The organism is Flavipsychrobacter stenotrophus (assembly GCF_002954265.1).
GTDB classification, from domain to species: domain Bacteria; phylum Bacteroidota; class Bacteroidia; order Chitinophagales; family Chitinophagaceae; genus Flavipsychrobacter; species Flavipsychrobacter stenotrophus.
In genome coordinates, this window is the sequence record NZ_PPSL01000001.1 from 547,386 (window position 1) to 574,329 (window position 26,944).

Annotated in this window: 29 protein-coding genes; 11 read left to right on the plus strand and 18 right to left on the minus strand. The window is 38.4% G+C overall.

The annotated features are described in order from the left end of the window. From CJD36_RS02475 to CJD36_RS02500, 7 genes are all read right to left on the minus strand, one after another. The gene (locus CJD36_RS02475) at positions 1-570 is read right to left on the minus strand and encodes an ABC-three component system protein (protein WP_105037511.1); all 570 of its coding nucleotides are present in this window, start codon (positions 568-570) and stop codon (positions 1-3) included. 6 nt (positions 571-576) lie between these two features. Continuing rightward, complete coding sequence (locus CJD36_RS23120; protein ID WP_161499179.1) at positions 577-753, minus strand: hypothetical protein; 177 nt, start codon at positions 751-753, stop codon at positions 577-579. 129 nt (positions 754-882) lie between these two features. Further along, complete coding sequence (locus tag CJD36_RS02480; RefSeq protein WP_105037512.1) at positions 883-1,065, minus strand: hypothetical protein; 183 nt, start codon at positions 1,063-1,065, stop codon at positions 883-885. A 182-nt stretch (positions 1,066-1,247) separates the two neighbouring features. Further along, the gene (locus CJD36_RS02485; protein WP_105037513.1) at positions 1,248-1,502 is read right to left on the minus strand and encodes a TIR domain-containing protein; all 255 of its coding nucleotides are present in this window, start codon (positions 1,500-1,502) and stop codon (positions 1,248-1,250) included. Position 1,503: 1 nt separating this feature from the next. Continuing rightward, on the minus strand, positions 1,504-1,992 hold the full coding sequence (locus CJD36_RS02490; RefSeq protein ID WP_105037514.1) for a TIR domain-containing protein: 489 nt from the start codon (positions 1,990-1,992) through the stop codon (positions 1,504-1,506). Positions 1,993-2,035: 43 nt separating this feature from the next. Then, on the minus strand, positions 2,036-3,475 hold the full coding sequence (locus tag CJD36_RS02495) for an SIR2 family protein (protein WP_105037515.1): 1,440 nt from the start codon (positions 3,473-3,475) through the stop codon (positions 2,036-2,038). A gap of 56 nt (positions 3,476-3,531) precedes the next feature. Then, positions 3,532-4,149, minus strand: a complete 618-nt coding sequence (locus CJD36_RS02500) for a TIR domain-containing protein (RefSeq protein WP_105037516.1) — start codon at positions 4,147-4,149, stop codon at positions 3,532-3,534. A gap of 221 nt (positions 4,150-4,370) precedes the next feature. Here CJD36_RS02500 and CJD36_RS02505 point away from each other — a divergent pair, with 221 nt between their 5' ends. Continuing rightward, on the plus strand, positions 4,371-4,988 hold the full coding sequence (locus tag CJD36_RS02505) for a recombinase family protein (RefSeq protein ID WP_105037517.1): 618 nt from the start codon (positions 4,371-4,373) through the stop codon (positions 4,986-4,988). Between the two features lie 342 nt (positions 4,989-5,330). Here CJD36_RS02505 and CJD36_RS02510 read toward each other — a convergent pair whose 3' ends face one another. After that, the gene (locus CJD36_RS02510) at positions 5,331-5,723 is read right to left on the minus strand and encodes a helix-turn-helix domain-containing protein (RefSeq protein WP_105037518.1); all 393 of its coding nucleotides are present in this window, start codon (positions 5,721-5,723) and stop codon (positions 5,331-5,333) included. A gap of 158 nt (positions 5,724-5,881) precedes the next feature. On the opposite strand from CJD36_RS02510, the gene CJD36_RS02515 reads away from it, so the two are divergent. Further along, complete coding sequence (locus CJD36_RS02515) at positions 5,882-6,175, plus strand: zinc ribbon domain-containing protein (protein WP_105037519.1); 294 nt, start codon at positions 5,882-5,884, stop codon at positions 6,173-6,175. Further along, the gene (locus CJD36_RS02520) at positions 6,168-6,764 is read left to right on the plus strand and encodes a hypothetical protein (protein ID WP_105037520.1); all 597 of its coding nucleotides are present in this window, start codon (positions 6,168-6,170) and stop codon (positions 6,762-6,764) included. The genes CJD36_RS02515 and CJD36_RS02520 overlap by 8 nt, the downstream gene beginning before the upstream one ends. A 35-nt stretch (positions 6,765-6,799) precedes the next feature. Here CJD36_RS02520 and CJD36_RS02525 read toward each other — a convergent pair whose 3' ends face one another. The 6 genes from CJD36_RS02525 to CJD36_RS02550 all read right to left on the minus strand — a co-directional run bounded on the left by CJD36_RS02525 (position 6,800) and on the right by CJD36_RS02550 (position 13,522). Continuing rightward, a complete protein-coding gene (locus CJD36_RS02525) occupies positions 6,800-7,516 on the minus strand; it encodes a hypothetical protein (RefSeq protein ID WP_133162460.1) in 717 nt (238 codons plus the stop codon). A 232-nt stretch (positions 7,517-7,748) separates the two neighbouring features. Further along, on the minus strand, positions 7,749-8,030 hold the full coding sequence (locus CJD36_RS23925; protein WP_105037522.1) for a helix-turn-helix domain-containing protein: 282 nt from the start codon (positions 8,028-8,030) through the stop codon (positions 7,749-7,751). 151 nt (positions 8,031-8,181) lie between these two features. Beyond that, positions 8,182-9,567, minus strand: coding sequence for a hypothetical protein (locus CJD36_RS02535; protein WP_105037523.1), 1,386 nt, complete (start codon positions 9,565-9,567; stop codon positions 8,182-8,184). Continuing rightward, on the minus strand, positions 9,561-10,676 hold the full coding sequence (locus CJD36_RS02540) for a tyrosine-type recombinase/integrase (RefSeq protein WP_105037524.1): 1,116 nt from the start codon (positions 10,674-10,676) through the stop codon (positions 9,561-9,563). Before CJD36_RS02540 ends, CJD36_RS02535 begins: the two co-directional genes overlap by 7 nt. Before the next feature lie 169 nt (positions 10,677-10,845). Beyond that, positions 10,846-12,222, minus strand: coding sequence for a tRNA uridine-5-carboxymethylaminomethyl(34) synthesis GTPase MnmE (gene mnmE, locus CJD36_RS02545; protein WP_105037525.1), 1,377 nt, complete (start codon positions 12,220-12,222; stop codon positions 10,846-10,848). Positions 12,223-12,499: 277 nt separating this feature from the next. After that, entirely contained in the window at positions 12,500-13,522 is a 1,023-nt protein-coding gene (locus tag CJD36_RS02550) for a hypothetical protein (protein WP_105037526.1), read from the minus strand. A gap of 180 nt (positions 13,523-13,702) precedes the next feature. On the opposite strand from CJD36_RS02550, the gene CJD36_RS02555 reads away from it, so the two are divergent. Continuing rightward, positions 13,703-14,692: an AAA family ATPase gene (locus tag CJD36_RS02555; protein WP_161499180.1), complete on the plus strand. Its 990-nt coding sequence runs from the start codon at positions 13,703-13,705 to the stop codon at positions 14,690-14,692. 186 nt (positions 14,693-14,878) lie between these two features. Further along, positions 14,879-15,046: a hypothetical protein gene (locus CJD36_RS23125; RefSeq protein WP_161499181.1), complete on the plus strand. Its 168-nt coding sequence runs from the start codon at positions 14,879-14,881 to the stop codon at positions 15,044-15,046. A 412-nt stretch (positions 15,047-15,458) separates the two neighbouring features. On the opposite strand, the gene CJD36_RS02565 is transcribed toward CJD36_RS23125, so the two are convergent. Next, complete coding sequence (locus tag CJD36_RS02565; RefSeq protein ID WP_105037529.1) at positions 15,459-16,385, minus strand: IS1595 family transposase; 927 nt, start codon at positions 16,383-16,385, stop codon at positions 15,459-15,461. A gap of 197 nt (positions 16,386-16,582) precedes the next feature. Here CJD36_RS02565 and CJD36_RS02570 point away from each other — a divergent pair, with 197 nt between their 5' ends. The 3 genes from CJD36_RS02570 to CJD36_RS02580 all read left to right on the plus strand — a co-directional run bounded on the left by CJD36_RS02570 (position 16,583) and on the right by CJD36_RS02580 (position 21,161). After that, positions 16,583-16,942 (plus strand): hypothetical protein, encoded by a 360-nt coding sequence (locus CJD36_RS02570; RefSeq protein WP_105037530.1) that lies wholly within the window; start codon positions 16,583-16,585, stop codon positions 16,940-16,942. 73 nt (positions 16,943-17,015) lie between these two features. After that, positions 17,016-17,540: a hypothetical protein gene (locus CJD36_RS02575; protein WP_105037531.1), complete on the plus strand. Its 525-nt coding sequence runs from the start codon at positions 17,016-17,018 to the stop codon at positions 17,538-17,540. 474 nt (positions 17,541-18,014) lie between these two features. Continuing rightward, complete coding sequence (locus CJD36_RS02580; RefSeq protein ID WP_105037532.1) at positions 18,015-21,161, plus strand: cyclic nucleotide-binding domain-containing protein; 3,147 nt, start codon at positions 18,015-18,017, stop codon at positions 21,159-21,161. Positions 21,162-21,297: 136 nt separating this feature from the next. Here the strand turns inward: CJD36_RS02580 and CJD36_RS02585 are convergent, their stop codons facing one another. The 3 genes from CJD36_RS02585 to CJD36_RS02595 are packed head-to-tail and all read right to left on the minus strand — an operon-like array spanning position 21,298 to position 23,781. Further along, positions 21,298-22,230, minus strand: coding sequence for a KamA family radical SAM protein (locus CJD36_RS02585; protein WP_105037533.1), 933 nt, complete (start codon positions 22,228-22,230; stop codon positions 21,298-21,300). Beyond that, positions 22,227-22,856: a GNAT family N-acetyltransferase gene (locus tag CJD36_RS02590; RefSeq protein ID WP_105037534.1), complete on the minus strand. Its 630-nt coding sequence runs from the start codon at positions 22,854-22,856 to the stop codon at positions 22,227-22,229. Before CJD36_RS02590 ends, CJD36_RS02585 begins: the two co-directional genes overlap by 4 nt. Beyond that, positions 22,837-23,781 carry a fatty acid desaturase family protein gene (locus tag CJD36_RS02595; RefSeq protein ID WP_105037535.1) on the minus strand — a complete coding sequence of 315 codons (945 nt, stop codon included), beginning with the start codon at positions 23,779-23,781 and terminating at the stop codon, positions 22,837-22,839. The genes CJD36_RS02590 and CJD36_RS02595 overlap by 20 nt, the downstream gene beginning before the upstream one ends. Positions 23,782-24,321: 540 nt before the next feature. On the opposite strand from CJD36_RS02595, the gene CJD36_RS02600 reads away from it, so the two are divergent. From CJD36_RS02600 to rfbA, 3 genes are all read left to right on the plus strand, one after another. Beyond that, positions 24,322-24,768: an Hsp20/alpha crystallin family protein gene (locus tag CJD36_RS02600; protein WP_105037536.1), complete on the plus strand. Its 447-nt coding sequence runs from the start codon at positions 24,322-24,324 to the stop codon at positions 24,766-24,768. 136 nt (positions 24,769-24,904) lie between these two features. Beyond that, positions 24,905-25,954, plus strand: a complete 1,050-nt coding sequence (rfbB, locus tag CJD36_RS02605) for a dTDP-glucose 4,6-dehydratase (RefSeq protein ID WP_105037537.1) — start codon at positions 24,905-24,907, stop codon at positions 25,952-25,954. A 29-nt stretch (positions 25,955-25,983) separates the two neighbouring features. Continuing rightward, positions 25,984-26,850 (plus strand): glucose-1-phosphate thymidylyltransferase RfbA, encoded by an 867-nt coding sequence (rfbA, locus tag CJD36_RS02610; protein ID WP_105037538.1) that lies wholly within the window; start codon positions 25,984-25,986, stop codon positions 26,848-26,850. Positions 26,851-26,944: the final 94 nt, after the last annotated feature.

Below are 26,944 nucleotides of genomic sequence, written 5' to 3' on the forward strand. Positions count from 1 at the left end.
TTAATTCCATTTTAAGTGGCAATTGCCCGTCAGAAAGAAAATCATACCCATTATATCTTCCTCATCATATTTAAAAAGATTTATGCCTAATTCAGCTTTTACAGGATTTATTATTCTTTCCGTAATTATGTAATTAATTTTTTCTTCTGGTTCATCATTGCATATCAATGTATATATCTCCATCATAAAACCCCTCTTAACTTTTGCCAGTAACCATATATTTATATCCTGTGCGATATATGAGTATTGTGAAGTTGTTACTAATTTCTTATGGAATTTTTCTTTAACGCTTTTTGCATAAAATATAATTTTTTCTCTATTTCCAGCTGTTAATTTTTCATCTAATCCCAATACATCACCATCTAATCGAGAATTGTAATAATCAAGTTCGTCACATAACTCAACCAATTCAGGATTGTTTTCTTTCTCTTTTTGGAATTTTTCGTACAACTCTTGCAGATATTCGCTACGGACGTTTAATGTATTAATATTAAATGATCTATCGTCTCTGCCAGTAAATTTTCCACCAATGGAGGTGTCATTAACTGTAATTATATTTTCGTCAATCATTCGCTACTATTTTTTATCTCGTCCAATGAAATCCCCGCCTACTTTGGTATTACCAGAAACTGTAACCTTATTATTTTCCTTTATTTCTTTTGTTATTTTGTAAACTTTATTTACTGTGAATAGGCTGATTGCAAAACCTAAAATGCCGCAAATATCTGCGATAAGAGATATGGTTGATCCCATGATGAACGAATTAATAGTATGAACAATGTGGTAATAGTAAGTAAATCTTATTACTTTTTACTGTTTTAAAAAGATAACTGCAATATGTTAAATAATCATAATCGATTTATCAATATATTTTTCGATAAATCATCTGCCTGCCTGCTCAGCGGCATCTTCTATCCAAGATGAAAAATTTCCATGTCCTTCATCGTTTTTCCAACAATATGTTTCGAAAAAATCTGAAAATAAGTAGCTTTCTCCAAAATCATTGGAGAACCAACCGTCTTCAAAATAAAGCGTATTTGACTTTTTGTTGTTAATCTCTGGCAAATCGGTAAAAGAACGCCATTTACCTCCTACTAACTCAAAAAACTGTATCTTCTTACCATCATCTGTAATGTGGAATTTTAGTCGTTCAAGCGGGTTAAGACCTCGTGCCGAAATTACTTGATGTGTCCCTCTAATTCTATTTATATGTATTGCTAATATGCCGTTTCCACGTTCGAAACTCTTTATATTTCATACTTAACCCATCTTCGGCTTGCGGTTTCGTCCCCGATAAGAACTGCGGTAACAGAAGTTTGTTTCAATCCTTCGTTAATTAGGTTTTTTATTACCGCAGCTCCTTTACTTTTCTCTTTTTCCCATATAGACCCGTCAATAAAAGTATCTGTGTCGTGATTTATCAGCCAGCTCTTGCGAACCACATTTACTTTGAAGTTTTTCACGTCTTCATAGTCAAAACTAAAGAAAGTATATCTTGCCATATTACCTTCCAGCTTTTTTTGCAGCCGCTTCTATCCATGATCCAAGATTAGCGTAACCATTATCATTTATCCAATCATAGCAAGGGTAATCGGTACTAAAGTAAACATCTTTACCAGCGGAATCTTTTCCTATTACCCCAAACTGATTAGATCCTTTAATTGATGTTTTACCATCTTTATCCTTGACTTGATGAATATAAATGCCTAATAGCCCATTACCTTTTTCGTAACTCTGCTGTAATTCGTATTTGATATAGTCTCGTGTATTTGTTTCCGAGCCAATTAGCACTATAGTTACAGAAGTGCCATTTAGTTGTTCTCTAATCCACTTTTTTATCGCAGCGTCACCTCCTTTCTTTACTTCTTCAAAATCCGCAGCATCAACAAAGCCCGCTGCCTGACGATCTTGAGTAACCCAACTATTGCGTACAATGTTTGCCCTCCATACGTCGTTCCCATAATGGAAACTAAAAAATGTTTTTCTTGCCATAGCTTGTTTATTTATTTATTTATTTATTTATTTATTTATTTATTTATTTATTTATTGTCTGGATTATTGATATTATATTTTTTATTATTTCCTCTGGGGTTATATGTTCTGCACCTAAATGTTTTATTATGGGAATTATTGATTCAACTCCTTTATAGTACTCATGAGCGCCATTTATAATGTCATTGTAAATTTCGCTACTAACATATCCTGTTGAAGGAATTGGAATTGGTATTAACCCTTGTTGAATTGCAATTTCAAATTCTCGCTTGACACCATTAGCAGAAATGATATTTCCTTTGCCATCGGATTTATTACCAAAAATAAAAATCGCAACTCCTGCCAAGGAAATCATTCGTTGCCTATATTCTTCCCATAGATCAGCTAACTTTTTTTCACCAGTTTCAAATTGAGGGAACGGTTTAACAATAAGTTGATCCTCTGAATATTTTTCTGGTTTTTCATAAACTGCTTCCAATGCACCATTGATAATTGCACTCCCAACACCCCAACCAAATCCGTTAACCACCCTGTAATTATTATTCACAAGTTTTTTGCTTAATGAATGTATAAATGATTGAGCATCGTTTCTATTCCACTTTCCGTATTCTTCAGCACTACCAGATATAAAAATCGTTTTCTTTCTAAACCGCCTTTCAATTTCTTTCAATATCTCACTTACATCTTGATAGTCATCGATTAGTAATGCTTTAATCCCGTAACGTTTTAAGTCATCAATCCTAAGTTTTTGTTTCCTTTCCTTGTATTTAAACAATTCATCGTCATCATCTGGGTTTTTGCTTTCATTTTTTATAAAGCAATAGTGTTGCTTTTTTATTGCTCCAAATTGGTAGTTCAACCTACTTAAAACGTAATCCAAATTAGGATCAGTGAAACTAAAGCCGATAAAAAGAAAGGTTTTAGATACAAGGTCACCACTTAATGCTGTCACAAACGGTGCATGCGTTGCATAATATGTTTCATATTGGGCTTTGGTTATAATCGCTTTTGAAGAATGATGTACATCACCATGCATTTTATAGACAACCACATCTCTTTTGGGCCTGGTACTCGTTAGTTGATCTATTTCGTGCTTTACATCTACAACCTTGAATGCTTGTTTTAAAGAATCTTCTATTAAAGTGTCATAGTTTGTAGTCCAATATGTGGAGATCGGAAGGCGAGCCAATATTTTATGTGTTTCTGTTGGTTCAACCTCCTCTGAAAATTCTCGCAATATTTTCTTTATTAATCCAGCGCTACCACCTCGCTCGTTAAAATGGTACTGAGCCAAAGAAATTAAATCGTTTTCAATTTTAATTTTCAATCCAATTTCTTCAGCTATATCATTAAGTAATTCTGCCCAATCAACATATCCCGCTCCTCGTGACATGCCCGCTCCTGCAAATATTGCTGCATTCTTTTCAGTTAGATCATTTACAAATTCTTTTATAAATGCTTCAACTTCTCTACTAAAGTTCATATTTGCTACAATTAAATTATTTAATTAGATGAAATATTTCCAAATTGTCGGAAAGGTTAACGCTGCATTGGTTTTCTGCCAGTTAGCCATTCTCGGAATATGATGTATTTGTCACTTTTCTCGTACACCCATAACGTGACCGTTTCTGTTCCTGATATTTTATCTATCTGTATGTAATTATAGATGCCTAAATATTCGCTGCCAATAAAATTCCATTTTGTAGATTCTGAAATGGGCAGAACCGCTACAGTACCTTTAAGACCATCAAAATAACCAAGTTCCCAAGGCATCCATTTTGAATTAGTAGCATTTTCCGAAAAAGCATAAATAAGAGACTTGCATTGTTTCATTCGTTCCTGTAATACCAATGCTGTTTCTTTAGTAACCTGACTTCTGTTTAATAACGGATCTTCTATCCAATCTATATAGACGGAGTAACCGATGTCTTCTATCGTCAGTTTAAGTCCCATAACCAATTCTGCATCTGTTGAGCTATGGGAAAGAAATATGTCATATGTTTTTTGGGTTGCGGAAAATTGTCTCTGCTCTGTTATCAATCCAGAAACAAATGTTTTAGCCCTTGTTTGGACACTCTCGTAAAGACCTCCATAATTTGTTGTTCTCAGCTGTGTTTGTGCTCTTGTTCTTAGCGAACTCTCGGTGAATAGACTCATAAGTTATAAATTGGTGCAATGTAATGATATTAATGATATGAAAAAACGTGAAAACTACCCTTGTTTAAATCAAATTATTTATTATCATTCTCCTCCTATTTTAAGGGTGTACCTTCAGATGTGAATTTTTTTTCCTCATTTTTTGTGGTAAATGTAGTTAAATTGATTAATTATTCTTATTTTTGGGGTGTGGCATATACCACCTAAAAAATAGGATTTTTATGAAGGTACTTTACACCAGAATTTCTACTATTGATCAGAATACCGACAGACAAAGAGTAAATGCAAAAGATTTTAGACTTGTTGTTGAGGACAAATGCAGCGGTGCTATACCTTTTTTTGAAAGGGAGGGTGGTAAGGAAATTTTAAAGTATCTAAACGAAGGGATATTAACTTCTTTATCTGTTTGGGAAATAGATAGATTGGGAAGGGATTTACGAGACGTATTGAATACTATTTACTATTTTAATGAACGAGGGATAACAATCTATTTTATCAATCAAGGTTTAAAAACCTTAGATGAAAGTGGAAAAGAAAACCCTATTAGTAAACTCATTATATCTATTCTTGGTATTGTTGGAGAAATGGAGCGAACCCAAATAAAGGAACGTCAAAAAGAAGGTATCAGAATAGCAAAACTCAAAGGTTTGTATAAAGGGCGTAAAGCTGGCAATGTTGAAGATGTACATGCATTTCTAAATAAGCCTCAAAATAAAAAAGTCATTGATCTACTTAAATTAGGATTGAGTGCTAAAGATGCTGCAAGCGCAGCTAAAGTTCATGCAAATACTGTAACGAAGATAAAAAAGCATGCTTTTCCTAAAGGTGCGAATAAATAATAATGAGAGGCTCATTAAATTTTAAAAAAAATATGTGAGTTTGTGAAAGGGTTAGATATTATACATGATTTTTTTTTTAAAAAATATTTTCTCGCTTTTTCATCAACGGGTCTATACCCCCTATGCTCACGTACTCGGGGTAGGGGAGGAGTAGGATACTTAGGTTAAGGCATGTAAATTCTATTCTAAGGGGACTATCACGTAGCCTAATGGATGTTAAACTAACTAATTTAGATGTTTACTACAAAAAAAATATCTCCAAATCTCTGTAAACACGCACCTATCAGTGCTTTTGTTTCATTTTGATTAATATTTGATCTCGGTATTTTTATGCTAATTCGGTTACTTATTAGTCAATTTTTCGATGGTTTTAAGAAACATTTCGTTCTGTTCTTTTAACCTGTAAATTTCGTCATCTTTTGATTTCAGCATCTTTTCGTAAAGTTCACCGATTTTATCTGAATTTGTTTTATGGATTACTATGCCCTCTCCGTGATGTGTGCCTATGTTATTATAGGTCGCATTACCAACGCTATCCAGTAGTTCATTTACGGTTGTATCCAGTATCTCCGCTAACTTCATTAAATTATCAACAGATAATTTAGTTTCACCAGTTTCTATTTTTGAAAATGCTTTCTGAGAAATCCCCAATTTTGAAGCAACGTATTCTTGCGAATAATTACGTTTTTCCCTAACATTTTTAACACTTTCACCGATTTTCTTTACAGTTATCATTAGTTCTATCTTAGAACTCTAAAGGTACTTAATTAGTACTATATATGCTATGCTGAACGTATGTTTTAGATTTATTTTGGCCCTGTAAACAACAAATTGCTTTTTTAATAATCAAATTATCAATTGATAGAATTTCTCCTTTTATTACAAATAATCCTATGGCTTTAATTTCATGTTCTGAATGCGGACGGCAAATTTCTAATCAGGCTAAAGTGTGTCCCAATTGTGGTGTGCCGATTAGGCTAAGCCAAGTGACTATAGAAAAAACTTCCAAAGAGGTTAAGAAAATGCAAGTTATGGGTTGGGTTGTGTTGATGATTTTCGTCATTATAGGTTTGGTTGCTATAAATCAAAATAATACAGTGTTGATGGGAGTCGGCTCATTTGGTATATTCTCAGTTTTAATTTACATCTTCTACACACAAATAAAAAAATGGTGGCAACATGGGTAAGATTATCATAGCAGTGTTTTTGCTTTTATCTTTTGGGTGTAATTCTATCCAAGAACCAACGCAAACGAAAGAAGAAATCGTAAAACAAGTAAGTGATTCGTTAGCAAAGTTGCAAGCGGACAAGGATTCACTGAAAGCTCAACAAGAGGCTGCCTCTAAACAAGAAGTTGAGAATAATAAAATAAAACAAGAAAAGGAATGCTCAAGTAAAATCAGTGAATTAAATGATATACTAAGCCAAAGTAATAGAAGGCGTGTCTGTGATGAAAAAAGCATAACGGGTATCTTTCAAAACGCCAATACATACAATTATGATCAACCTGAGCAATTAGTAATACCGTATGATGATATCTTAGAGACAAGGATGGTGTATGGCTATGACAAACGTAGTCCAAGCATACACATATTGGCTTTAGGAAAATGGAGGCTTTTAGTAGCATATTCATATCTCTTTGCCAATACAAGCATGAATGATAATGAGAAGAAGGAATATGAGCAAAATAATAAAATTGAAACGGATAAGCAAGTACAAAAAATTCATGTTTTACTAAAGACAATAATCAAATGCAAATGCAATAGGAATGTCTGACTTTTATTGCAAACTCCTATTGTCTTTAAGAACTGTTACATAATATTATCGCACCAGCCATAAGAATCTGGGTGAAGTTGCATTTGCTTAATTATGTAATCGATCCAATTGAACAATTTGATGTGATCTTGATAATCAAAGCATTCAAATTTTGTATTGGTGTGTCGTCTGTTAGCTTTGAATAAACCGTTAGTACTGCCGAAGTAATTTCTTAGCCAAGTACTTAACGCTTCGTAGTTGAGATCTGGTGATCCTAAAACAAAATGGCAGTGATATCCCATTTGGTTTGGGTTTTTCTCAGTCACATACCACATAATAATTTGGCTTTTAACAAAATGCTTTTTAATGGCACTAAATAGGGCTTCAATTGATTTTCGTGACGACTCTGCCGTGTGGCAAAATTCAGGGCTTAGTGTGCCTTTTAATCGCCAAGAATAAGCCTTCAGAAACTGTATGTACTCTTCTTTTACTGATTTTGTTTTCGTAGTATATTTTACACTTGCTAATCCACTTGACACATAAATTTTATGCTTGTAATCTGGTGTAATAAAATATCTCCAACTGTCAGTGTTTTTTTTCACCACCTCTAATCTTCGTCTTACCGTTTTGTCACTTATTTTAAAATTTGTACAAAACGTGGGTATGTCAAAATAAGTAATTCCTATATCAGTAGTAATTCCTGTTATTATAGTTTGATGGTTGATAACGTCGTCTATATCAATTTTTACATTTATTGCTTTTACATTTTCCATATCAAATATTATTTTCATTATATTGTTGCTATTATTAGCGAACATATTTATAGCAAGGGCAATACTCAAAGAGCCTTTACTTTCATAAATAAGTGATTTTCAATTACTTTTTATTCTAAAATCGACTAAGTACTTAGTCATCTATTTTTGAATGTATTTGTTACTGACAAATGGATTGAGAAACTTGCCTAAATAAATAGTCAGTGTTTGTGCAAAGTTTTTTACAGTGGTATTATTGAGATCTTGACTTTGCTTTTTTTATAATGTCTGAGGCTTGCATCTTAATTTCATCTTTCGAAAATTGGTGATTTTTAAGCATCCAAGCAGTTAAGTCATCTTTTTTGAAATATATCTTTTTCCCGTTCGGACAAAAAAAAGGTAATAGTTTATGATGGGTTAGCTTATATAAGTAAGACTTGCTTATATCCATGAATGAACATGCTTCTTTTACGCTTAATATACCTTTACTCTGGCATTGGCAAGTCGATGTATTGTTGATTCTTTCTTGTGTCATTTTTTAATTGTGAAATGTGATGGCGTTAGCAATCCAACTTGAGAAACGCCAATAGCCCCTGCTGGATTGCAAGGGCAAAAAGACAACATTTTGATGATGAAAATGGGTGTTATGGGTGCTGGCACCCGTGGTAAACCATTGATTCTACTGACTAATTATAATTTTTGAAGTCTTTGGAAAAAGCGAGGAATTTCTCTTTCCAATACTTGTAAGAACCCTTGTCAGGATCATTGAAATTGTTTTGGAATGATTTTTCGGATATTGTAGTGCCAGTTACCGACTTACTTGTAAATGCTTTTGTTATCGTTTTATATAGTTCATTTCTTTGGTCTGATTTAATTATTGAATGCTCTTCCAGCACTTTGAACAATAGTGCAAGATGCGACACTGTGATATTGGTTTGTATTGGTTTAATACTATTCCTGTCAAATTCTTTTAAATCGATAGTTGGATTAGCTTTGATCGTATCATAGTCTAATTGTAGTTTACGGAGTAACTTTCTCGGAGTAGATTCGTTAAACAAATTGTTATCCTTAGTTCGATCATCTGCCAGTAGTTCTTTTATACTGTTAATTATGTTTTGCAATAAGAACATGCGTTCATTGGGTAATGCGAATGAACTAATTAGATTTTGAAGTTCGCTGTAAGTTTTAATGAACAAATCCGCTTGTATTGAAGTAAAATTGTTAACTGAGCTAAGTTCAAAAAATTGCGGTAAAATAACTTTGACACACAGATCATTTTCCGTTTTACAAATGTCGTTTAGCAATCCATTGTCAAGGAGTAAGGTTGCTTCTGAGTTTGGATATGAAGTGTAATAAAGTGTTTTTAGTCTACGGTAAATCTCCTGTACAGAACTTGTTGTCCCTTTTTCTAAAGCTTTATTTATGTGAAATCTAAATAACCCATAACTTGAACCAGCATATCTTTTATCTTCCAGTGACAGTATGATAAATTTATCCGTCTCATAGTATGCATTTGAAGGTGAATCAATTAGATTTATTTGGCGACCTAAATTTATAAGACAATCTCTCAAATAAACATTCAGTAAGAAATTTGCTGCACGTGTTTCTTCGCCTAAAGTGTTAGCTGGCTCAAAATTTAAGAGGAAACTAAACGGGGTATAATACTTGTAAGCCAACTTATTTGTCTCGAAGATATACCAACGGATCTTTTTTTGTATTTCAACTGTAGAAGTAATTTTATTGTATCTCACTGCATTGGATATTTGATTTAATAGTTCATAGCAACTATATTTTATATCCCCTTCATAAAATTTGTTTCTGTCACCATATAGCACATTGGTAATTTCTGCATCATGAACAAAATATAGCATCTTGCTTAGCGCAGACACATCGTTAAATGGGCGTAGTAATTCGTTTTCGACTTCGAATTCCCAAAACTCTGAACGATTTATGACCTTCGACAATTTTTCAACTTTATCAGCCCAGTACTCTTTTTGTTTTGGATGAATGTTGTTTTTATCATACCCCTCCTCTCCAAATACTATAGCTTCAATTCTTTCAAAACTCACCATAGCTTTATGTTTATTTTGTTTGCCGCATCTTTTTTCTTTTCATCCATAATCTTCGCATAAATCTGCGTATTTTTTATGTTTTTATGACCTAACATGCTTTGTAAGGTATATACGTCTGTACCAAATGTAATTTGTAAAGTTGCATAAGTGTGTCTTGAACAATGAAAGGTGATAGTCTTGAATATACCAGCTTTAAACATCCACTGCTGGAGTTTTAAATTATGCCATGCTGAGTACTTCAATCCAATAAGAACCTTATCATCTGGATTTTGTCTATTCCCCAAAAGTTCCAATGCTTGATCTGAAATGTAGTGCGTTTCAAAAGCCTTAGTTTTTTTCATCCTAAATCGAATGAAGTAACCCATTTCATTAGAGTGTTGAATCTCGCTCCAAATTAATTTCTCTATGTCGCTGTATCTGAGACCTGTCAGACAGCCAAATAGAAACGCATTTTTTATAATTGGTATTTCACATTCGGTCTTGGCAGCAGCTTCCAGTTCTTCTTTACTTAAAAAATTCCTTTCAGTTTCTGCTGGTTTAAATCCTTCTATCATGTCAGCCATGTTCTTCGGGATTATTCCTTCTTTGTATGCCTCTTTTAGTGCTGATTTAACTTTGCTAAAGTATGAGGTAAGGGTATTGGGTAGAAGTTGCTTTTTCGCCTTTGTTTTGGCAACGTTTTGGAGGTGATCTTTAAATCCTTGTAGCCATTCCTTATCGATAGCTTTAAAGGTAGCGTTCTTGTCCTTGCAATATTCTACGAGGTGCAGTTTAGTACTAACCCAGTTGCCATAGTTACCGATACTGTCACGTTTAGTTTCCATTAGCTTTGTAAAATACTCAATGAAACTACCGTCGATCTTGGATCGGTCTTCTATGTTATAAGTTCCATTAATTAATTCCTTTTCACGCTGGTATCTTATTTCTTCAGCAATTGCAGTATGGTGTTTGTTGTGATCGTTCTCTTCTTTAGATAACCTGCCCTTTTCTGGTTTGGGGTGGAGGTAAAGATCTTTGAGGAACTCTTGTTTCCTTTCTCCACTCCTATAAATGTCTAAATACAATGCAATCTTTTTACCCGATTCCCGCTGTCTAAGGTTAACGCTCATAACGCAATAGTTTGTTGGTGAAATTTGTTGGTAACAGCAAATTTATGGTATTAACCAACATGTCACCAACAAAAATGTTGATAATATGTGAAATTAAATAAAACTAAATGAAAGATAAATCCTTACTGGATAAGGCTTTTGAAAGAATAGGATGCAATAGAAATGTAAATTACTTCCCTATACAAAACTTACTAAATATATAATCCAACTTATCCTCTGTGGTTATTTCGCCGGTTATTTCGCCGAGGTAGTGGAGGCAGTGGCGGATGTCGAGGGCGATAAGGTCGCCAGGGACGGAATTGTCCAGGCCGCTCTTTATGTCGTGGAGTGATTTGAGTACTTCCTGCAATGCGCCGTAGTGGCGCACATTGGTTATAATGGTGCCTTCCTGTTGCAGATCTCCCGTGGCTACGAGGTCGTAAAGGGCGGTTTTTAGTTCGTTGATGTTTTCCTTGTTTTTGGCTGATATAAAGATGATCTGCTTGTCTATGCCACGATAGGTGTCGTGTGCTTTTTCCAGTCCGCGGGCATCTACTTTATTGCCGGCCAGCAGGTACTTGATGTTGTTCTCTTCAAAGTATCGTTGCTGGTCTTTGAGTTCATCCAGCTGGTCTACCGATGCGTCGAAGAGGTAAACGGCTATATCGGCTTTCTTCATCGCCTCGCGGCTGCGCTCTATTCCCTGTAGTTCTATAAGGTCTTTACTGTGCTCACGTATGCCGGCTGTGTCTATTAGCCGGAAGATGATACCGTTGATGTTGAGCGTTTCTTCTATGGTGTCGCGGGTGGTACCGGCTATGTCGCTTACTATGGCGCGCTCTTCGTTGAGCAGGGTATTGAGCAGGGTGCTTTTGCCGGCATTGGGCTTGCCCACTATGGCCACGCTCACGCCGTTTTTAATAACATTGCCCAGGCTAAACGAGTTAACGAGGTTTTGAGTAACAGTGGTGAGTGCGCCTATCAACTGGTAGAAGCGGGTGCGGTCGGCAAATTCCACATCTTCCTCGCTGAAGTCGAGCTCCAGTTCCATAAGTGCGCTAAAGGTGATGAGCTGCTCGCGCATGTCCTTCAGGTCTTCGCTGAAACCGCCGCGCAGGGTATGCATAGCGGCACGGTGGGCGGTATTGCTTTGGCTGGCGATGAGGTCGGCAACGGCCTCGGCCTGGGTGAGGTCGAGCTTGCCATTGAGGAATGCCCTGAGGGTAAATTCACCTGCCTGCGCCATACGTGCGCCATGCTGCAGGCATACGCTCACCACTTGTTGCAGTATGTAGTTGCTGCCATGGCAGCTTATCTCTACCACATCTTCTCCTGTATAACTTTTAGGGTTTTTGAAGAGGCTGATGACCACTTCATCTATCACGGTATGGTTGCTTACTATTTTGCCAAAGTGCAGGGTATGGCTGGGTTGCTGCTCCAGTCCTTTTTTAGAGAAGATTTTTGCGGCAATGGTAATGGCATTGGCACCACTGAGGCGGATGATGCCTATGGCACCTTCACCCGGTGGGGTAGCAATAGCAACGATGGTATCGGAAAGAGGAAGCATGAGGTTGTAGTGCCTTTAGGGCATTGCAAAATTAGGTGTTATTGCGGGTGTTGGTGCATTTTGATTAGAGTGTTTCTGCCCCTGCCGCTCTTTACTTTCTTTTCAATAGGAAAAAGAAAGTAACAAAGAAAGTCCCAGGCTAAAAAATCGCGCTACCGCACAGAGCCAACGCGAGCCGCCGTTTTTCGCCATAGCTAAGCTTCTGCTCACTTTGATATTGCGTTCGGGTATTTCGCGAGCAGGACGCTTCGACTAGTGCGGGCATTATCCTGCTATTCTATTTCTTTCGCTTCCTGGTCTTTTTGGGTTTTGGTGGCGGTGTGGAATCTTGTTTTGCGATCTCTGCCTGCTTTGCGGCTAGTGTGGCATCTTCGATTGCTTTAGCAACAGAGTCTCTTGCGCGTTCTTCTTTTACCTGGTCCTGTCGTTGCCTTATCTGTTCCCTGCCGGAGTTGTATAGGTACTGACAACCTTTAAATGCCAGGATCACTGCAATAATGACAATGGCATATCGCACGAGCCATAATCTTGGTTGCGACTTTTCTTTCCTCAGTTGATCTTTCTGCGGGTCGTTGTAAGGTATTGATGCCAGCAGTTCGTCATGTTTTTTGCTAAATGCCAGCTTTATTTCTGCACCCGGCCACAAAACACCGCTCTTGTTTTGACTGTTTTTATAGGAGTTTTCCCCTTTCAGCTCTTTGCATATCCTTACGGCGATGTAAATTGTTGCAAACGACTCTTTATAGATATCGTGTGCCCACTCTAAAACCTTGATGAGTTTTTCGCAGCGGTCAATGTGTAGCGGCAGCGATTGGTTAGGGTGATCGGAATCTATCGTTAATTGGTAAGACGTGTCATAACTTGCTGATGCCCATTTGCACACCTCGTCAACTATTCGTGAGGTCATCTCCATTGGTGTGAGGCGATCTTCATAAGCTTTTATCGCTAATCCGAAATCTTTAATGAGTGCATCTACGTCCAATTCATCGAGCGACGCAGACCAGGCATAACAGTAGGCCCTCCCGAAATAGGCTTCCGCCGAATAACGATCGATCTCCAGGACCTTATTGTAAGTGGTTGTTGCCTCGTCGTAGTTGTTGGCCGACCTGGCACGTAAGGCATATGCCAGTAAGGTGGTTGTTTCGGTGGTGTGGTCTTGAGTTGGGGTGCTATGGCTAATAACCTCCTCCGGTACTGGTCTTGTAAGCGGGTTTTGGCAATAACTACACAGTATAGCATCCTCATTATCGGCCAACAGATTTTTGGCGCCACATGAACTACATACAATAGTTTGACTCATATTGATCAGGCTTTTTTTCCGGTGTCACGAAACTAAGCTATTATTTGTTTGGTAGTTAAGGCGTTGTGGTGGGTTCCTTATTGTCTAATGTTTGGCATCACCTTTTCACAAAAAATTAGAAAGCATATATTTTTTCGTCCGCTATTAATCGTTAATCTTGTACAAAAGAAATTAAGCCCAATGGATATCCCTGTTTCAGAAGCTTTGAATATAGATGCAACGGTTGCTATAAAGCAGCTGGTAGATAATGTAGAGACCGTTATCCGCGGTAAACGTAAACAAATAGAAATGGTGGTTACCTGCCTGCTGGCGGGTGGTCATATATTGATGGAAGATAACCCCGGTACGGGTAAGACGGTGCTGGCGCGTACGCTGGCGCAGTGTATAAGTGGTGAAAGGGAAGGGGAGCATGTGGTGTTCAAACGTATACAGTTCACCCCGGATCTGTTGCCTATGGACCTGATAGGCTCTCATATATTTGATGACGCCAATAAAGAGTTTATATTTAAGAAAGGTCCGCTGTTCTGTAATGTGCTGCTGGCCGATGAAATAAACCGTGCATCGCCAAAGGTGCAGAGTGCTTTGCTGGAAGCTATGGCCGAGCAGCAGATCACATCGGGAGATACTACATTGAAACTGGAGCGCATGTTCTTTACCATAGCCACGCAGAACCCTGTGGAAATGGAAGGTACTTATCCATTGCCCGCAGCCCAGCTGGATCGTTTCTATATGAAGATCTATTTCGGCTATGTAGATGAAGCTACCGAACTGAATATTTACCGTGAGTACCTGGATATTGCCCGCAATCTTATAGAGCTGACACAGGTGCTGAGTATGAAGGATATACTGGATCTGCAGGCGCAGGCGGGAGCTGTATTTGTGCATGATGAGATAGTACGTGCTGTAAGCAACATTGTGCGCCAGACCCGTGAACACCAGGATATATCACTTGGCGCCTCTACCCGTAGTGGTATTGCGTTCCTTAAATGCCTGCGTGCCTATGCGCTGGTACAGGGTCGCACCTATGTAATTGAAGATGATGTTAAGGATATAGCCCGTGCGGTACTCGACCATCGTCTGATCTACCGCAATAAAGACGGTAAGCAGAAGGCGCTTGAATCTATTATCAACAAAGAGGCTGACAGACTGGCGAAGTTGAAGTTGTATTAGTCGTAAGTCATAAGTCATGAGTCGTAAGTGGGAATGGAGTCGAAAGCTATGATTATGACATTCTTATTTAGGATACTCTTGTCGAGTTGGGACAAGTGTTATCTTAAAAGTCTAAAATCTTTGGTGATTATCCCCTATAAGCATTTATTAAATAGCATTAGGTAAACAGAAATATAAAATGGATTTATGAAAAAGAAAGCAAAGAAAACCACAGCGCAAAAAAGAATGATAAAAGATAAGCCTGTTGATTTTAAACCACCAGTTGTTGAAGAAATAGATATGGTTACGATATTCTCAAAATCTGGGATAGGACATACTGGATATGGGTTATCTCAGGAAAATCTGGGTAATTAAACTCTTTTACCGCAATATCCTTTAGATTCCCTTTCCGCCAAACTAAATTATCTCTCGATGTATTTAGAGATTGGCTGAGTACATCATTAATGTCGCATTTTAATTCATCTAAGTCGTCGTTTGGATAGTCTATAATGAATGTTTGCTCCGATATATAGCTACCGTATCTTGTTTTTGAGCCAATCTCACTGGTTTCAAATTTCCATCTTATCAGGATGCCGACCTTGCCGTCTTCATGGTAATTTGTAACCCCTGAATCCACGGTCATGTTGTATTCAAATAGGTTAGGTTCATACATTTCTTTTTCAAACTCAAAATGTATCACCTTTAATTCCTGAATCTTGATTGGCATAGCGTGTAATTATCCTGCAATATAATAACACATTCATTCAAAAGTAACTATTTACGTGACTTATGAAACTTTTCTAGTCAATTGATTCCAAGTCAATCTTTTGCCGTTTGAACGTGTAACCGTATCGGAGAACCTGTTCATGTCGGCTACTGTTCTGCTATTATAACGGTAAGAAAATTCCTTCAAATAGCGGTCAAGATGGATGGGAGACATCCAGTGATAAATACCTATATACCCACGTTTGAACAAGCTCCAGAAACCTTCGATGTTGTTGGTTGAGAAAGCGTTGTTGGTGTACATTCCTTGCTTGTGATTGACAGCAATGTGGAAGAAGTTATCACATACACGGAAGTAGCCAGAGTGCTCGTCAGTCACGACCATTGAGCCTTTTGCGATTACCTTGTCGAGTATCGGTAACAGCGTGTCAGCTGTTCTATCTGGTACGATTTGCGTAACCACAATGCCACCTATTTGCATTGCTCCCATTACAATTGTCTTGTCGTCGCTATGCCCACCCTGACTGTTTTCTTTCTTCTTATCGGCATGGCGATTTTTGTTTTTACCACCTACGAAAGTTTCATCTACGCTCACCACATCAGTCAATACTTTTGGTGTTTCGTCGAAGAACGTTTCACGAATACGGTGTAGTAAGAACCAAGCGTTCTTTTTGTCAACACCTAAATCACGGGCAAGTTGTAGGCTGCTAATTCCTTTTTTGTGGGAGGTAACGAGATATATTGCCGCGTACCAAGTGCGGAGTGGTAGTTTGGTGTTTTCGAAGATAGTTCCGACTGTTACGGAGAACTTTTTATGGCAGGCTTTGCTTGCACATTTGTAGCCACGGTTGGTGATGTAGATATGGTCGTGACCACAAAAAGGACAAGTGACGTTTCCGTTCCATCTATGGTCGGCGAGATAGTCTTTACAAACTTGTTCGTCCCTGAAATAATCCAATAATTGTGGCAAAGTTTTAAACTGACCGAGCATTTTAGTGCGTGTTACACTATCTATATTCCAACTTTCGTGCCAATTATTCTATTTTATTTGTAATTGTAAAGAAATAATTACAAAAAACATGACAAAAATAAGTACCCCAACCCATAAGATAGGGAGCTATTAATGGTAAAACACAAGTGGGTCTAGTTCTCTTGTTTTTTGTTCAGTATATTCGCAAATAAAAAGATATGGATTACGAACGTCTGATTGAGTTAGCCAATTATTTGTACAATAACCAACAAAGCGATAAAAGAATTTTCTCATTCAATGTTGCACCAAGTAATATTGAATCCAGTATCATTCACAAACGAAATATGCTAGACACAGATAGATTTTTAAATTATAAACCAGAAGATAACAATGAATTACTTTCAATTGTCCACGTAACAAGAGAAATGAATATTAACGATTCGTCGGAAATACATTTAAGATATACCTATGATATACATTCAAAAATAGAAAATATGGGAGCGCATAAATGGGTATTAAAAGATAAAGATATGCATAAAGAATTGCAGGAATATTTTAAATATGCAGCTAAAAAGTGAAGGGTTTATATTTCTTTAAGAGCATCACACATTATATTTGCATGATAAGTAATTATTTAATAAATCAGAAATTATGAAAATCATAAACTTGGTGTTAGTAATATCACTTCTAATTTTCTCTTCAGTAAAATCATCAGGTCAAGTACAACTTGTCGATTATCAGTTCTATGATAATGCGCTTGGTAGGCTAGAAAATAGCTATCAGGATGGGGTTTCTACTATACAATCTTATTATAACAAATTGATGATGTTGCAGCTTGTAAACACCATCAATAGCCAAAGAATTGAAGAATATAAGAAGACTACTTCCAATTATATGGAGCATGATTTCAAGACATCACATATAGATTTATCTCAGCAAGCGAATGTTTATTCTGTATGTAGATATATTAATGCCTATCGAAAGGATTCTTACATATGTGATGAAATGACCCTATTAACTCAAATAAAAAGTGAAATACAATCATTGAAATTTAATGACCCTAATGGATTTACAAGTGGGGCGAGATATAAAGAGCTACAACAAGTTCTTGCGTCATTAGTTACTTGTAACCCCTCAGATATTAAGACTTTAGCGTTAAAACATGGAATATTTTAATTATCCCGTAATTTTGTTTCATGTCATCGAAAAAAACGACATCGGATAAGGGAAAGGGGAAGAAGGCGAGCAAGTACGATATTGTATTTCCTCCGATTGACCTGACGTTTGAGGAAGTTATGAAAAAGATTGTTACGAAGGCGGATGAGACGATGAAACATCGTCGTTCAAAACCTGCCAATTAAATTAAAAATTACACTAATTCATTTTCCCTCCTATACCCTTGTCCCAACTCGACAAGAGTTACCCTTATTTAATTCCACGATTATTCAGGCAATGGAAATAACTCAATGTAACTTTCTGTCTTTTAGTTAGACTTACGACTTAAAAACATTCATTCCCGCCGTTAACTAATGGCTAACTATAATAGCTTGTCGATTAGTTGCTAATAAATTGCGTAATGAGGTAATATTGTGCTTACATTACATAAATCAATAACAGAGCGCACTAATGGCAAAAAAAAGTGATTTGCAAATGGGTCATATACGTGAGGTAGAACCACCCAGGGTGCGCCACTTATTAATATACTATTTCTTCCAGGGGATAGGATTGTCTCTGTTTTTTACGGTTGCTACATCACTGTTCTTATCATCATTTGTAGCTGCCGATCTGCCGCTGGCTTTTGTATCTGCGGCGGTGGGCATGATAGTGGTAGGCGGTATATATAACATTATAGAGCGCAGGTTGGTCATCTACAGGCGTGCATTCCTGCTCATTATTATTGCTGCATCCGTGCTGTTGTTTTATCTGGGTATGCAAGCGCAGGCTGCTACCTGGGTGCCGTTTGTAATGTTTGTATGGTGCAGAGTGGTGTTTATGATCACCGACCTGGAGTTCTGGGGTTTGTCTAACCTGCTATTTGATACCCGGGATTCCAAGAGCCTGTTTGGGTGGATAAGTATGCGCGATGTGCCTGCTAAGGTTATAGGTTTTTTCTCAGTTGGATTACTACTGCCTGTTTTTGAGTTGCAATCGTTATTGCTGATTTCAGCGGGTGCATTTTTCCTTAACTTCTTTGTCATTCGACAGTTGCTCGACCCTCGTTATGCGAGAGATGTAAAGCCTGCTCCAGCCAAACAAGTGGGTGACCTGCGACGCAGATTGTTCCGGTTCCGAGGGGCTGGCTTGTTGGTTTTGATGTGTGCACTGGGTATTACGGGTGTGCTCCTTTTCTCTGTTGTTAACTTTTCGTTTCTTTCTCTGGTCGAAGATAAATTTCATAAAGCTTCAGAACTGGCGGCATATTTAGGACTCATATATGGTGTGGCCAACATTCTTATAGCCGGTGGTAAAACATTTATGACCAACAAGGTATTGTCGAGGCTGGGTGCCAAAACATCTATGTTGGTATTGCCGGTATTTATAATAGCAGTTGCGGCTGTCATTCTTGCCAAGGTTGGCGGTAGTGAGGAGCGGGTGCTTTTTTGTTTTATTCTTTTCCTGGCCGGTGGAGCCATGTTTAAAGAAGTATTTTATGAGCCTATTTTTGTTAGCCTTTCGCAGCCGCTACCTACATCTGTAAGGAACAGGGCCTATGTAATTGTTCATGCTTTTGCAGAGTCGGGCGGTCTAGCACTGGCCGGTGTATTGATCTATTACGCTTTTGGGCGTGTATCTCACCCCGATCCTTATCTGGCCACCAATATTATAGCCGGGCTATCTGTAATATGGACAGTGCTTATATTGGTTACTTTCAGAAAATATATCATTGCGTTTAAGGGAGCTATTGCCAGAAGAGTATTAGTAACAAGGGCTGTAGATTCATTCAATAGTTTTTCGCAAGCCATAATGAGGGAGAAGCTAGAGAGCCGGGAGCCTGATGATGTGATCTATGCTCATGAGATCTGCTCTGACAGCAATGTTCATTTTTTTGAAACGGAACTGGGCCGACTACTCCGCCATGAATCTGAAAAGGTGAGGAAATATGCCTTGGAGAAAATGTCTGTTAAGACGCCTTTCAGCGACACGGATGTATTAATATACCTTGCCGTTACCGATCCTACCATTGTGGTAAAGGAGTTGGCCATCATTCATAGTGGAGCAAGGTATAAAGATAGCTTTGGTGAGCAATACAACAGTTTCCTGGAGAGCCCCGACCTGAGAATAAAGCAGGCTGCTATTAAGGGGCTGATGGAAAGCGGTAACCCGGAGATCATAATGATAGCGGGGCATAAGCTAAACGATCTGCTTGCATCGACTGAGGCTGCGCAGAATGTGATCGGTGCAACGATAATAGGTGATATGCACCTGAACAGTCACTACAGGCATTTACTGAAATTTTTTGAGCATCAGGATATTGCGGTACGTAAAGCAGCGATCATTGCAGCGGGCAAACTCACGCATCCTAAGCTGATGTCGGCGCTGTTCTTATTACTGGCAGACAGGCACCAGAGCGATGATGTAGTAAAATCTCTGAGCAATTACCAGAAAGATGTGGTGAATCATCTGCTCGAAAACAAGGGATTGCTGGAGCGATACCCGGATGATATTCTAAAACTTTGCGGCTATATAGAAGAGAAAATAGCTGCTATGGTTATTTGTATGTATCTGCTGCCACCGGCAGATACAGAGTTGCTGGACGGTTGCCTGCAGGTCCTCTACCAGATGAATAACGAAAAGGTGGAAGTGGACAGAGGTGTTCTGGAACTGAAACTTGTTAACGTGGGTGCGTTGATACATTCCAGTCTGCATTATATAGACCAACTGCCCGACAGTGCTGTGCTACTGAAGGAGGCATTTACTGCTGAAATAAGAAATGCTAAAAGAAGGTTGTTGCTGCTGTTGTCGCTTATGTATGACAAAGAGACATTTAGTAAGATAATAGCCGCGTACGATAAGGCGGGAGATAAAAAGGCGCCTGTTATTAAAATGATGGAAGCGGTTTTTGATGAAAACCACAAAAAGAGATTCCTGCCTATTTTTGAGTTGAATGATAATGCAGCCTTAAAAGCGCATCTGGCGCAGTTCTACCAGCTACAGGTAAAAGAAGACATAAGTGAAGCGGTACTGATGGGTAAGAAGAAGAGCATCTTCCTGTTGTGGACACAGGCAGCTGCATTGTATACTTATCTGCTGGAACTCTCTGATGATGTGTTGCAGATGTATAAAGACCATCATGAAAAAATGATCTTTGAAATGGTGCAGCTGGCATTGAGCCGCAAGCCATTTGCATTGAGGTTGATTGAGGATGAGTCGAACGCGAGCTTTACCATAGATCAGGAGCATGACGATGCGCTATTATATATAGAGAAGATAGTGGTGCTGAAGACCATTCCTATTTTCGAAAACTTTACCCAGTCTATGTTCTCTGCTATCTGTGATATTATGCAGGAAGAACGCTATTCGGCCAATGGTGTGTTGTATGGAGAAGGTGAGCCGGGTAACAGCATGTTCATTATCTACTATGGTACCGTGTCTATGTTCAACGGTGTGGCTGAGATCATGCGGCAGGGTGGTAAGGAGATAATAGTGAAGATAGATACTCCGGGTCAGGAACTGGCATCGGCTAAGGCACTTACAGATACATTGCTGTTCAGGATCAATAAAGAAGACATTGATGCATTGAAGGCAACACAGCCGGTAATGGCACAGAGTATGTTGCAGATGTTTAGTACGGTGTAATATTAAGTCAAAAGGCAAAAGTGAAAACTTAAAGGTGATTACTCTGGCACATTCTTAATAGCCTATGCGTGTGTGATAGTTATTTTGATTTCAGATTTGACAACTTTTAGAAAGTTGTCAAGTCTGACACGGTAGTTTACTTTATCTCATGTTCCTTATTCCTAAAATCTGTTAGCTTCCCCGATGCCTCATTAATAAAATTTAGCGGCACAGGTATCTTGCCATGGCCATCTTCTATATCTATAATATAAGTGGGGTATGCAATGCCGCTAAGGGTGGCCGTTAATTGTGTGGCAATTTCTTTCTCCTTTTCTATGTCTACCGTAAAATGCTGAATACCTTTTACCGCATCGCAGTGATAGAGATAGTAGGGTATAACTCCCTTGTGGTGGAGTTGGGTATATAATTGATGTAGTGTTTCAAAGCTGTCGTTGATGCCTTTGAGGAAGACGGTTTGTGATAACAGAGTAACGCGGTGGATTCGTAACATGGCTATTGCTTCCAGTGCCTGCTCAGTAAGTTCATCGGGGTGGTTTATGTGTAATAATATATAGAACGGTCTTTGTTTTGCAATTTCATCTATTAATGACAGTAGCAACTGAATAGCATCCGACTGAAATGCTTCAGGTAACTGCAAGGGTAGACGAGTGCCGATGCGGAAGACCTTTATGCTGTGTATTACTTTTAGTTGTTGTAATAGTTGATAAGTGAGTTTGGCAGTGTAGAATGGATCGCCACCAGATAAGATCACATCATCGATCTCGGGGTGTTGATGCAGGTAAGTGACTATGTTGTTGATGTTATCATCGGTCAACGTGCCTTCTGCATTGCCTATCTGGCGGATACGGGTACAGAAGCGGCAATGGGCAGCGCATTGGTAGCTTACTTTAATAAGTGCTCTATTGCTGTATTTATGCACAAGTCCTTTTACTACTTCATGATCGTCTTCATGTAATGGGTCATTGTAAGTGTCATCTGAAAATGGCTCAGATCCACCGGCATTATACTGATTAGCAACTGACGCACTGCCTGCAATTGATCTTAGGTACGGGGTTATTTTTTCTTTCATGACAGGTCTATAGTTTGTGACTCAACAAAAGAATATAGTGGATGTGCTTTGGCCTGCTCATAGAAATTTGAAGCCTCTACCATGTGAATATCTGAATTGATGTGGCCTATGATTGGGTAGGTTTCATCTATGTTGCCTGCTTTAATACCATTAGCCGCATTTACAAATGGTATGGCCGCAAGGTTACGAACAGGTTCATTTACTGTAGTTGCAAATAGTGTTTCGTGCCCCATAGCAAATGCCCATGAAGTTATGTGATACGCCAATGCTACGGCAGCGCGCTTGTGACCTGTGAGAAAGGCAAATTGTTCGAAGTAGCATAACTGTTGCTGTTCATATTGAGCAAGGTCTATGTGCCATGAGGCACTATGTCGGCGTACCCATACATCTGACTCTCGCAACTTTCCATCGGGGAAGATTATACCAAAGCCTATGACCTTATTGTCTTCTTCTGCAACCAGGCAGTAGGATGTGTTAATGTAATCGAGGTAGGTAGCTTCGTCGGTACCTAGTAAGAAGCCACCGGTTGTTGTATTTGTACCATTGATAGCTAATGGTAAATGGTCCTTTATATATAAAAAAGCTTTGGCATCTGCAGGTGTGGCCTTACGTAGTTTTGTCTTCATATACTATTGTTGGGCCTTTTACCTGGTTAATAATGGCACGGAAGAAATTCCATGTGTTTTGATTCTGCTCGGTGTATTTCTGTGGGAGTGGTGTGCTCCTGGTTGGCAATTCATGCCAGGGGACATTGGGATATTGATGATGAGTGGCGTGTTCATTAAAGTTCATCAGTATCCATGAGAAAATAGGCACTCGTTTTACTGAACGCACATTAAAACGAACGCCTGTTCCGGTTGTGGTGTCATAATGAAATATATAGACCAACATAGACAGGATCCATGCAAATGAGAGCATAGGGTAGCCAAGCGTATAGAGGTATATCTCTTTACAGAGCAAGAAGAATACTGACAGATGTAATGCTACACCCAATGAAAAGAGTGCTATAGATTTCAGTTGATCCTTAATGCCCCAGTTGTTGAATGCAGGTGAGATCTTTTTTGATAAGGATACCGGGACAAAGAGGAACAACAAAATGGAGATAAGTGAGTGAAAGAAGAACCCACCAAAGAACACACTGATGTACCATACCGTATAGCAGTATATTTTTCTCATTAGAGAAGGATTGCCTTTTATAACAAATGTATCGAGGGAAGATGTGTGGTGGTCTTTGCGATTGAAGCCATGGTGGAACATGTGTATCTTTCTGTAGATAGTTATAGGAACCATTATTGGGAGCAACACTACAGATCCCCACAGATCATTGAGTTGTTTGTTGTCTCTAAAAAGTTTGTTGTGAGATGCTTCGTGACCAACAATATAAAATCTGTAAAACCATAGTCCCTGGAAAATAAGTAACGGAGTATAGATGATCCATTTCGCAGTGCTACTAATTGGTAGATGTTGTACACCTACTGCTGCGATGCTGATGATCACAAAAACAGAAAGTGTTTCGAAAATGAGTTTATTGTTTATAGACAGTGTTGACATTGGTGTGTCCGAAAAATGTTAGTGATTGACAATGTAATTACATGATTGTCAATTAGCAAAAATCCAGCCAAAAATGAATGTGTTGTTTAGGGCGCTCAAAGAAAGTTCAGAGTGGATGTTTTGTGCACTCATCATGGCGCGGGAAAAGAGTCTACAAAAAAAAGTCCCGAGATACCTTGGTATCTCGGGAAGGGACTGTACTTACTAACCCATCGTCAGCACAGCAAATATCTGAAAAAGGTTCGGAATTGAAAAATTATTTTTGAAATAGCTGGGATGGTTGTTGGTATTTATATTTTATTGTTTTGTAAGGGGTAATGACCTTGTAGAGTTTATTATATAACTATATGTTCATTATCAACTAAATATGAACGTTAATTGAAGTAAATAATTGTCAAATTGTCGCACTCTAAAATTTGTTAACGACAATATGGCTGATCGTTATTTTGAATTCAGACATTATGGCTGATAAAATCGATTGGTACTTAGTTTGATTTAGTACTAACAAATCAATCATTAAAAACTAAAAAAATAAAAACTATGTATCAGAAAAGAAGTTACGGAATGATGCCGGCCACATTTGGCGGATTATTGGAAAACATGTTGCACAATGGCATTAGCAGGATCAATGAAGATGCAACTGCAGGATCTACACCGGTGAATATTCATGAAACAGACAAAGGCTATGATCTGCATGTTGTGGCTCCAGGCATCAGGAAAGAAGATTTCAAGATCAATGTTGATAAGAACGTATTGACCGTTTCTTATGAGCACAAAGAAGAAACAAAAGAAGAAGGTAAGGAAGAAAATCAGGTGAAGTTCTTACGCACTGAGTACAGTGTAAAGTCTTTCAAGAGAAGTTTTACGCTGAATGAGAAGATAGATACCACAGCCATATCTGCAAAGTATAGCGATGGTATACTGAATGTATCCTTACCTAAAAAGGAAAATGCAGAAGTTCCTGCAAAGGAAATTGTGATCAACTAAGCGTAGTAGTGTGTGTGAATGTGATGGGCAGTGCTGAAAAGTGCTGCCCTTTGCTATTTAGTTATATCCGTTTAAAATGTAGATTTAGTAATTCTATAATTTTCACTCTTCAATATTTTGAACTATTTTCGCCTTCATGGAAAAAACTCTGTTGATAACCGGTGGGGCAGGCTTTATTGGTTCCCATGTTGTAAGATTATTTGTTCAGAAACATCCTGAATATCATATCGTTAACCTGGATGCACTTACTTATGCAGGCAACCTTGAGAACCTTAAGGATATTGAGAATGAGCCGAATTACACATTCGAACATGCCAATATAAATGACGCCGAAAAGATAACTGAGTTATTTGCTAAATATAAGTTTGATGGGGTGGTGCATCTGGCAGCGGAAAGTCATGTAGACCGTTCTATCACCGACCCAAATGCATTTATACAAACGAATGTAATGGGCACAGCCAACCTGCTCAATGCAGCACTGGCGGCATGGAAGGGTAACTTTGAAGGTAAGCGTTTCTACCACGTTTCTACCGATGAGGTATACGGTTCACTGGGTGATACCGGCTTCTTCCTGGAGACAACGCCATACGATCCACAATCACCATATTCTGCATCTAAAGCAGCGTCAGATCATTTGGTGCGTGCATATGGCAATACTTATCATATGCCATTTGTGTTGACCAATTGTTCTAACAATTATGGTCCTAACCATTTCCCTGAGAAACTGATACCGCTATTTATTAATAACATCCGCAACAAGAAGCCATTGCCTGTTTATGGAGATGGTAAATATACCCGCGACTGGTTGTATGTAATTGACCATGCAAGGGCTATAGAACTGGTATTTGAGAAGGGTAGGAACGGTGAGACTTACAATATCGGTGGTTTCAACGAATGGCAGAATATAGAACTGGTAAAGTTGTTGTGCCGTGAAATGGACGAAAAGCTGGGTCGCGAGAAGGGCGAATCTGAAAAGCTAATTGCTTACATCAAAGACCGTCCGGGTCATGACAGGCGTTATGCTATTGATGCTACCAAGCTGAATAAAGAGTTGGGATGGTATCCGTCAGTGACTTTTGAAGAAGGACTGAGCAAAACAATAGACTGGTATTTGGCTAATGAGGAGTGGTTGAACAACGTGACATCAGGAGACTACCAAAAATATTACACCAAGCAGTATAATTAATTACTTACGACTTACAACTTACGACTAATATGAAAGGAATTATTCTTGCAGGTGGATCAGGTACAAGGCTGTACCCATTGACAATAGCGGTAAGTAAGCAGCTGATGCCTGTTTATGATAAGCCAATGATCTATTATCCTTTGTCTACTTTGCTATTAGCTGGTATCAATGAGATATTGATCATAACCACGCCTGAAGATCAGCCTGCATTTAAGAAGTTGCTTGGAGATGGTAGCCAGATAGGTTGCAGTTTTGAGTATGTGGTGCAGCCTAAGCCGGAAGGTTTGGCACAGGCATTTATATTAGGTGCTGATTTTGTGGGTAATAATCCTGCCGCGTTGGTACTGGGTGATAACATATTCCACGGTTCAGGAATGGGTACATTGCTTAAGAATAATGCTGATCCCGATGGTGCGGTTGTATTCGCTTACCAGGTTCATGATCCTGAGCGTTATGGCGTAGTGGAATTTGACAAGAACTATAATGTATTGAGTATAGAAGAAAAGCCTGAAAAGCCTAAATCAAACTTCGCTGTACCAGGCTTGTACTTTTATGATAATGATATTGTACCTATTGCAAAGTCTATCAAACCTTCTCATAGGGGCGAACTGGAGATCACAGATATCAACAAGGTATACCTGGAGAAGGGTAAGCTAAAGGTGGGTGTATTAGACCGCGGAACTGCATGGTTAGATACCGGTACATTTGATTCATTGATAGAGGCAGGCGAATTTATCGAAGTGATAGAAAAACGCCAGGGGTTGAAAATCGGTTGTATAGAAGAGATCGCTTACCGCAACGGTTGGATCAATGACGAGCAGATGGAAAAGCAGGCTAAGATATATATGAAGAGTGGATATGGTAAGTATCTACAGGGATTGATAGGTAATTTATAATCTTTTCGAGTTTTATTGTTGATGGCCCGGATCTTTTGGTTCGGGCTATTTTGTTATTGAGAGATTTGACAACTTTTTAGAAAGTTGTCAAATC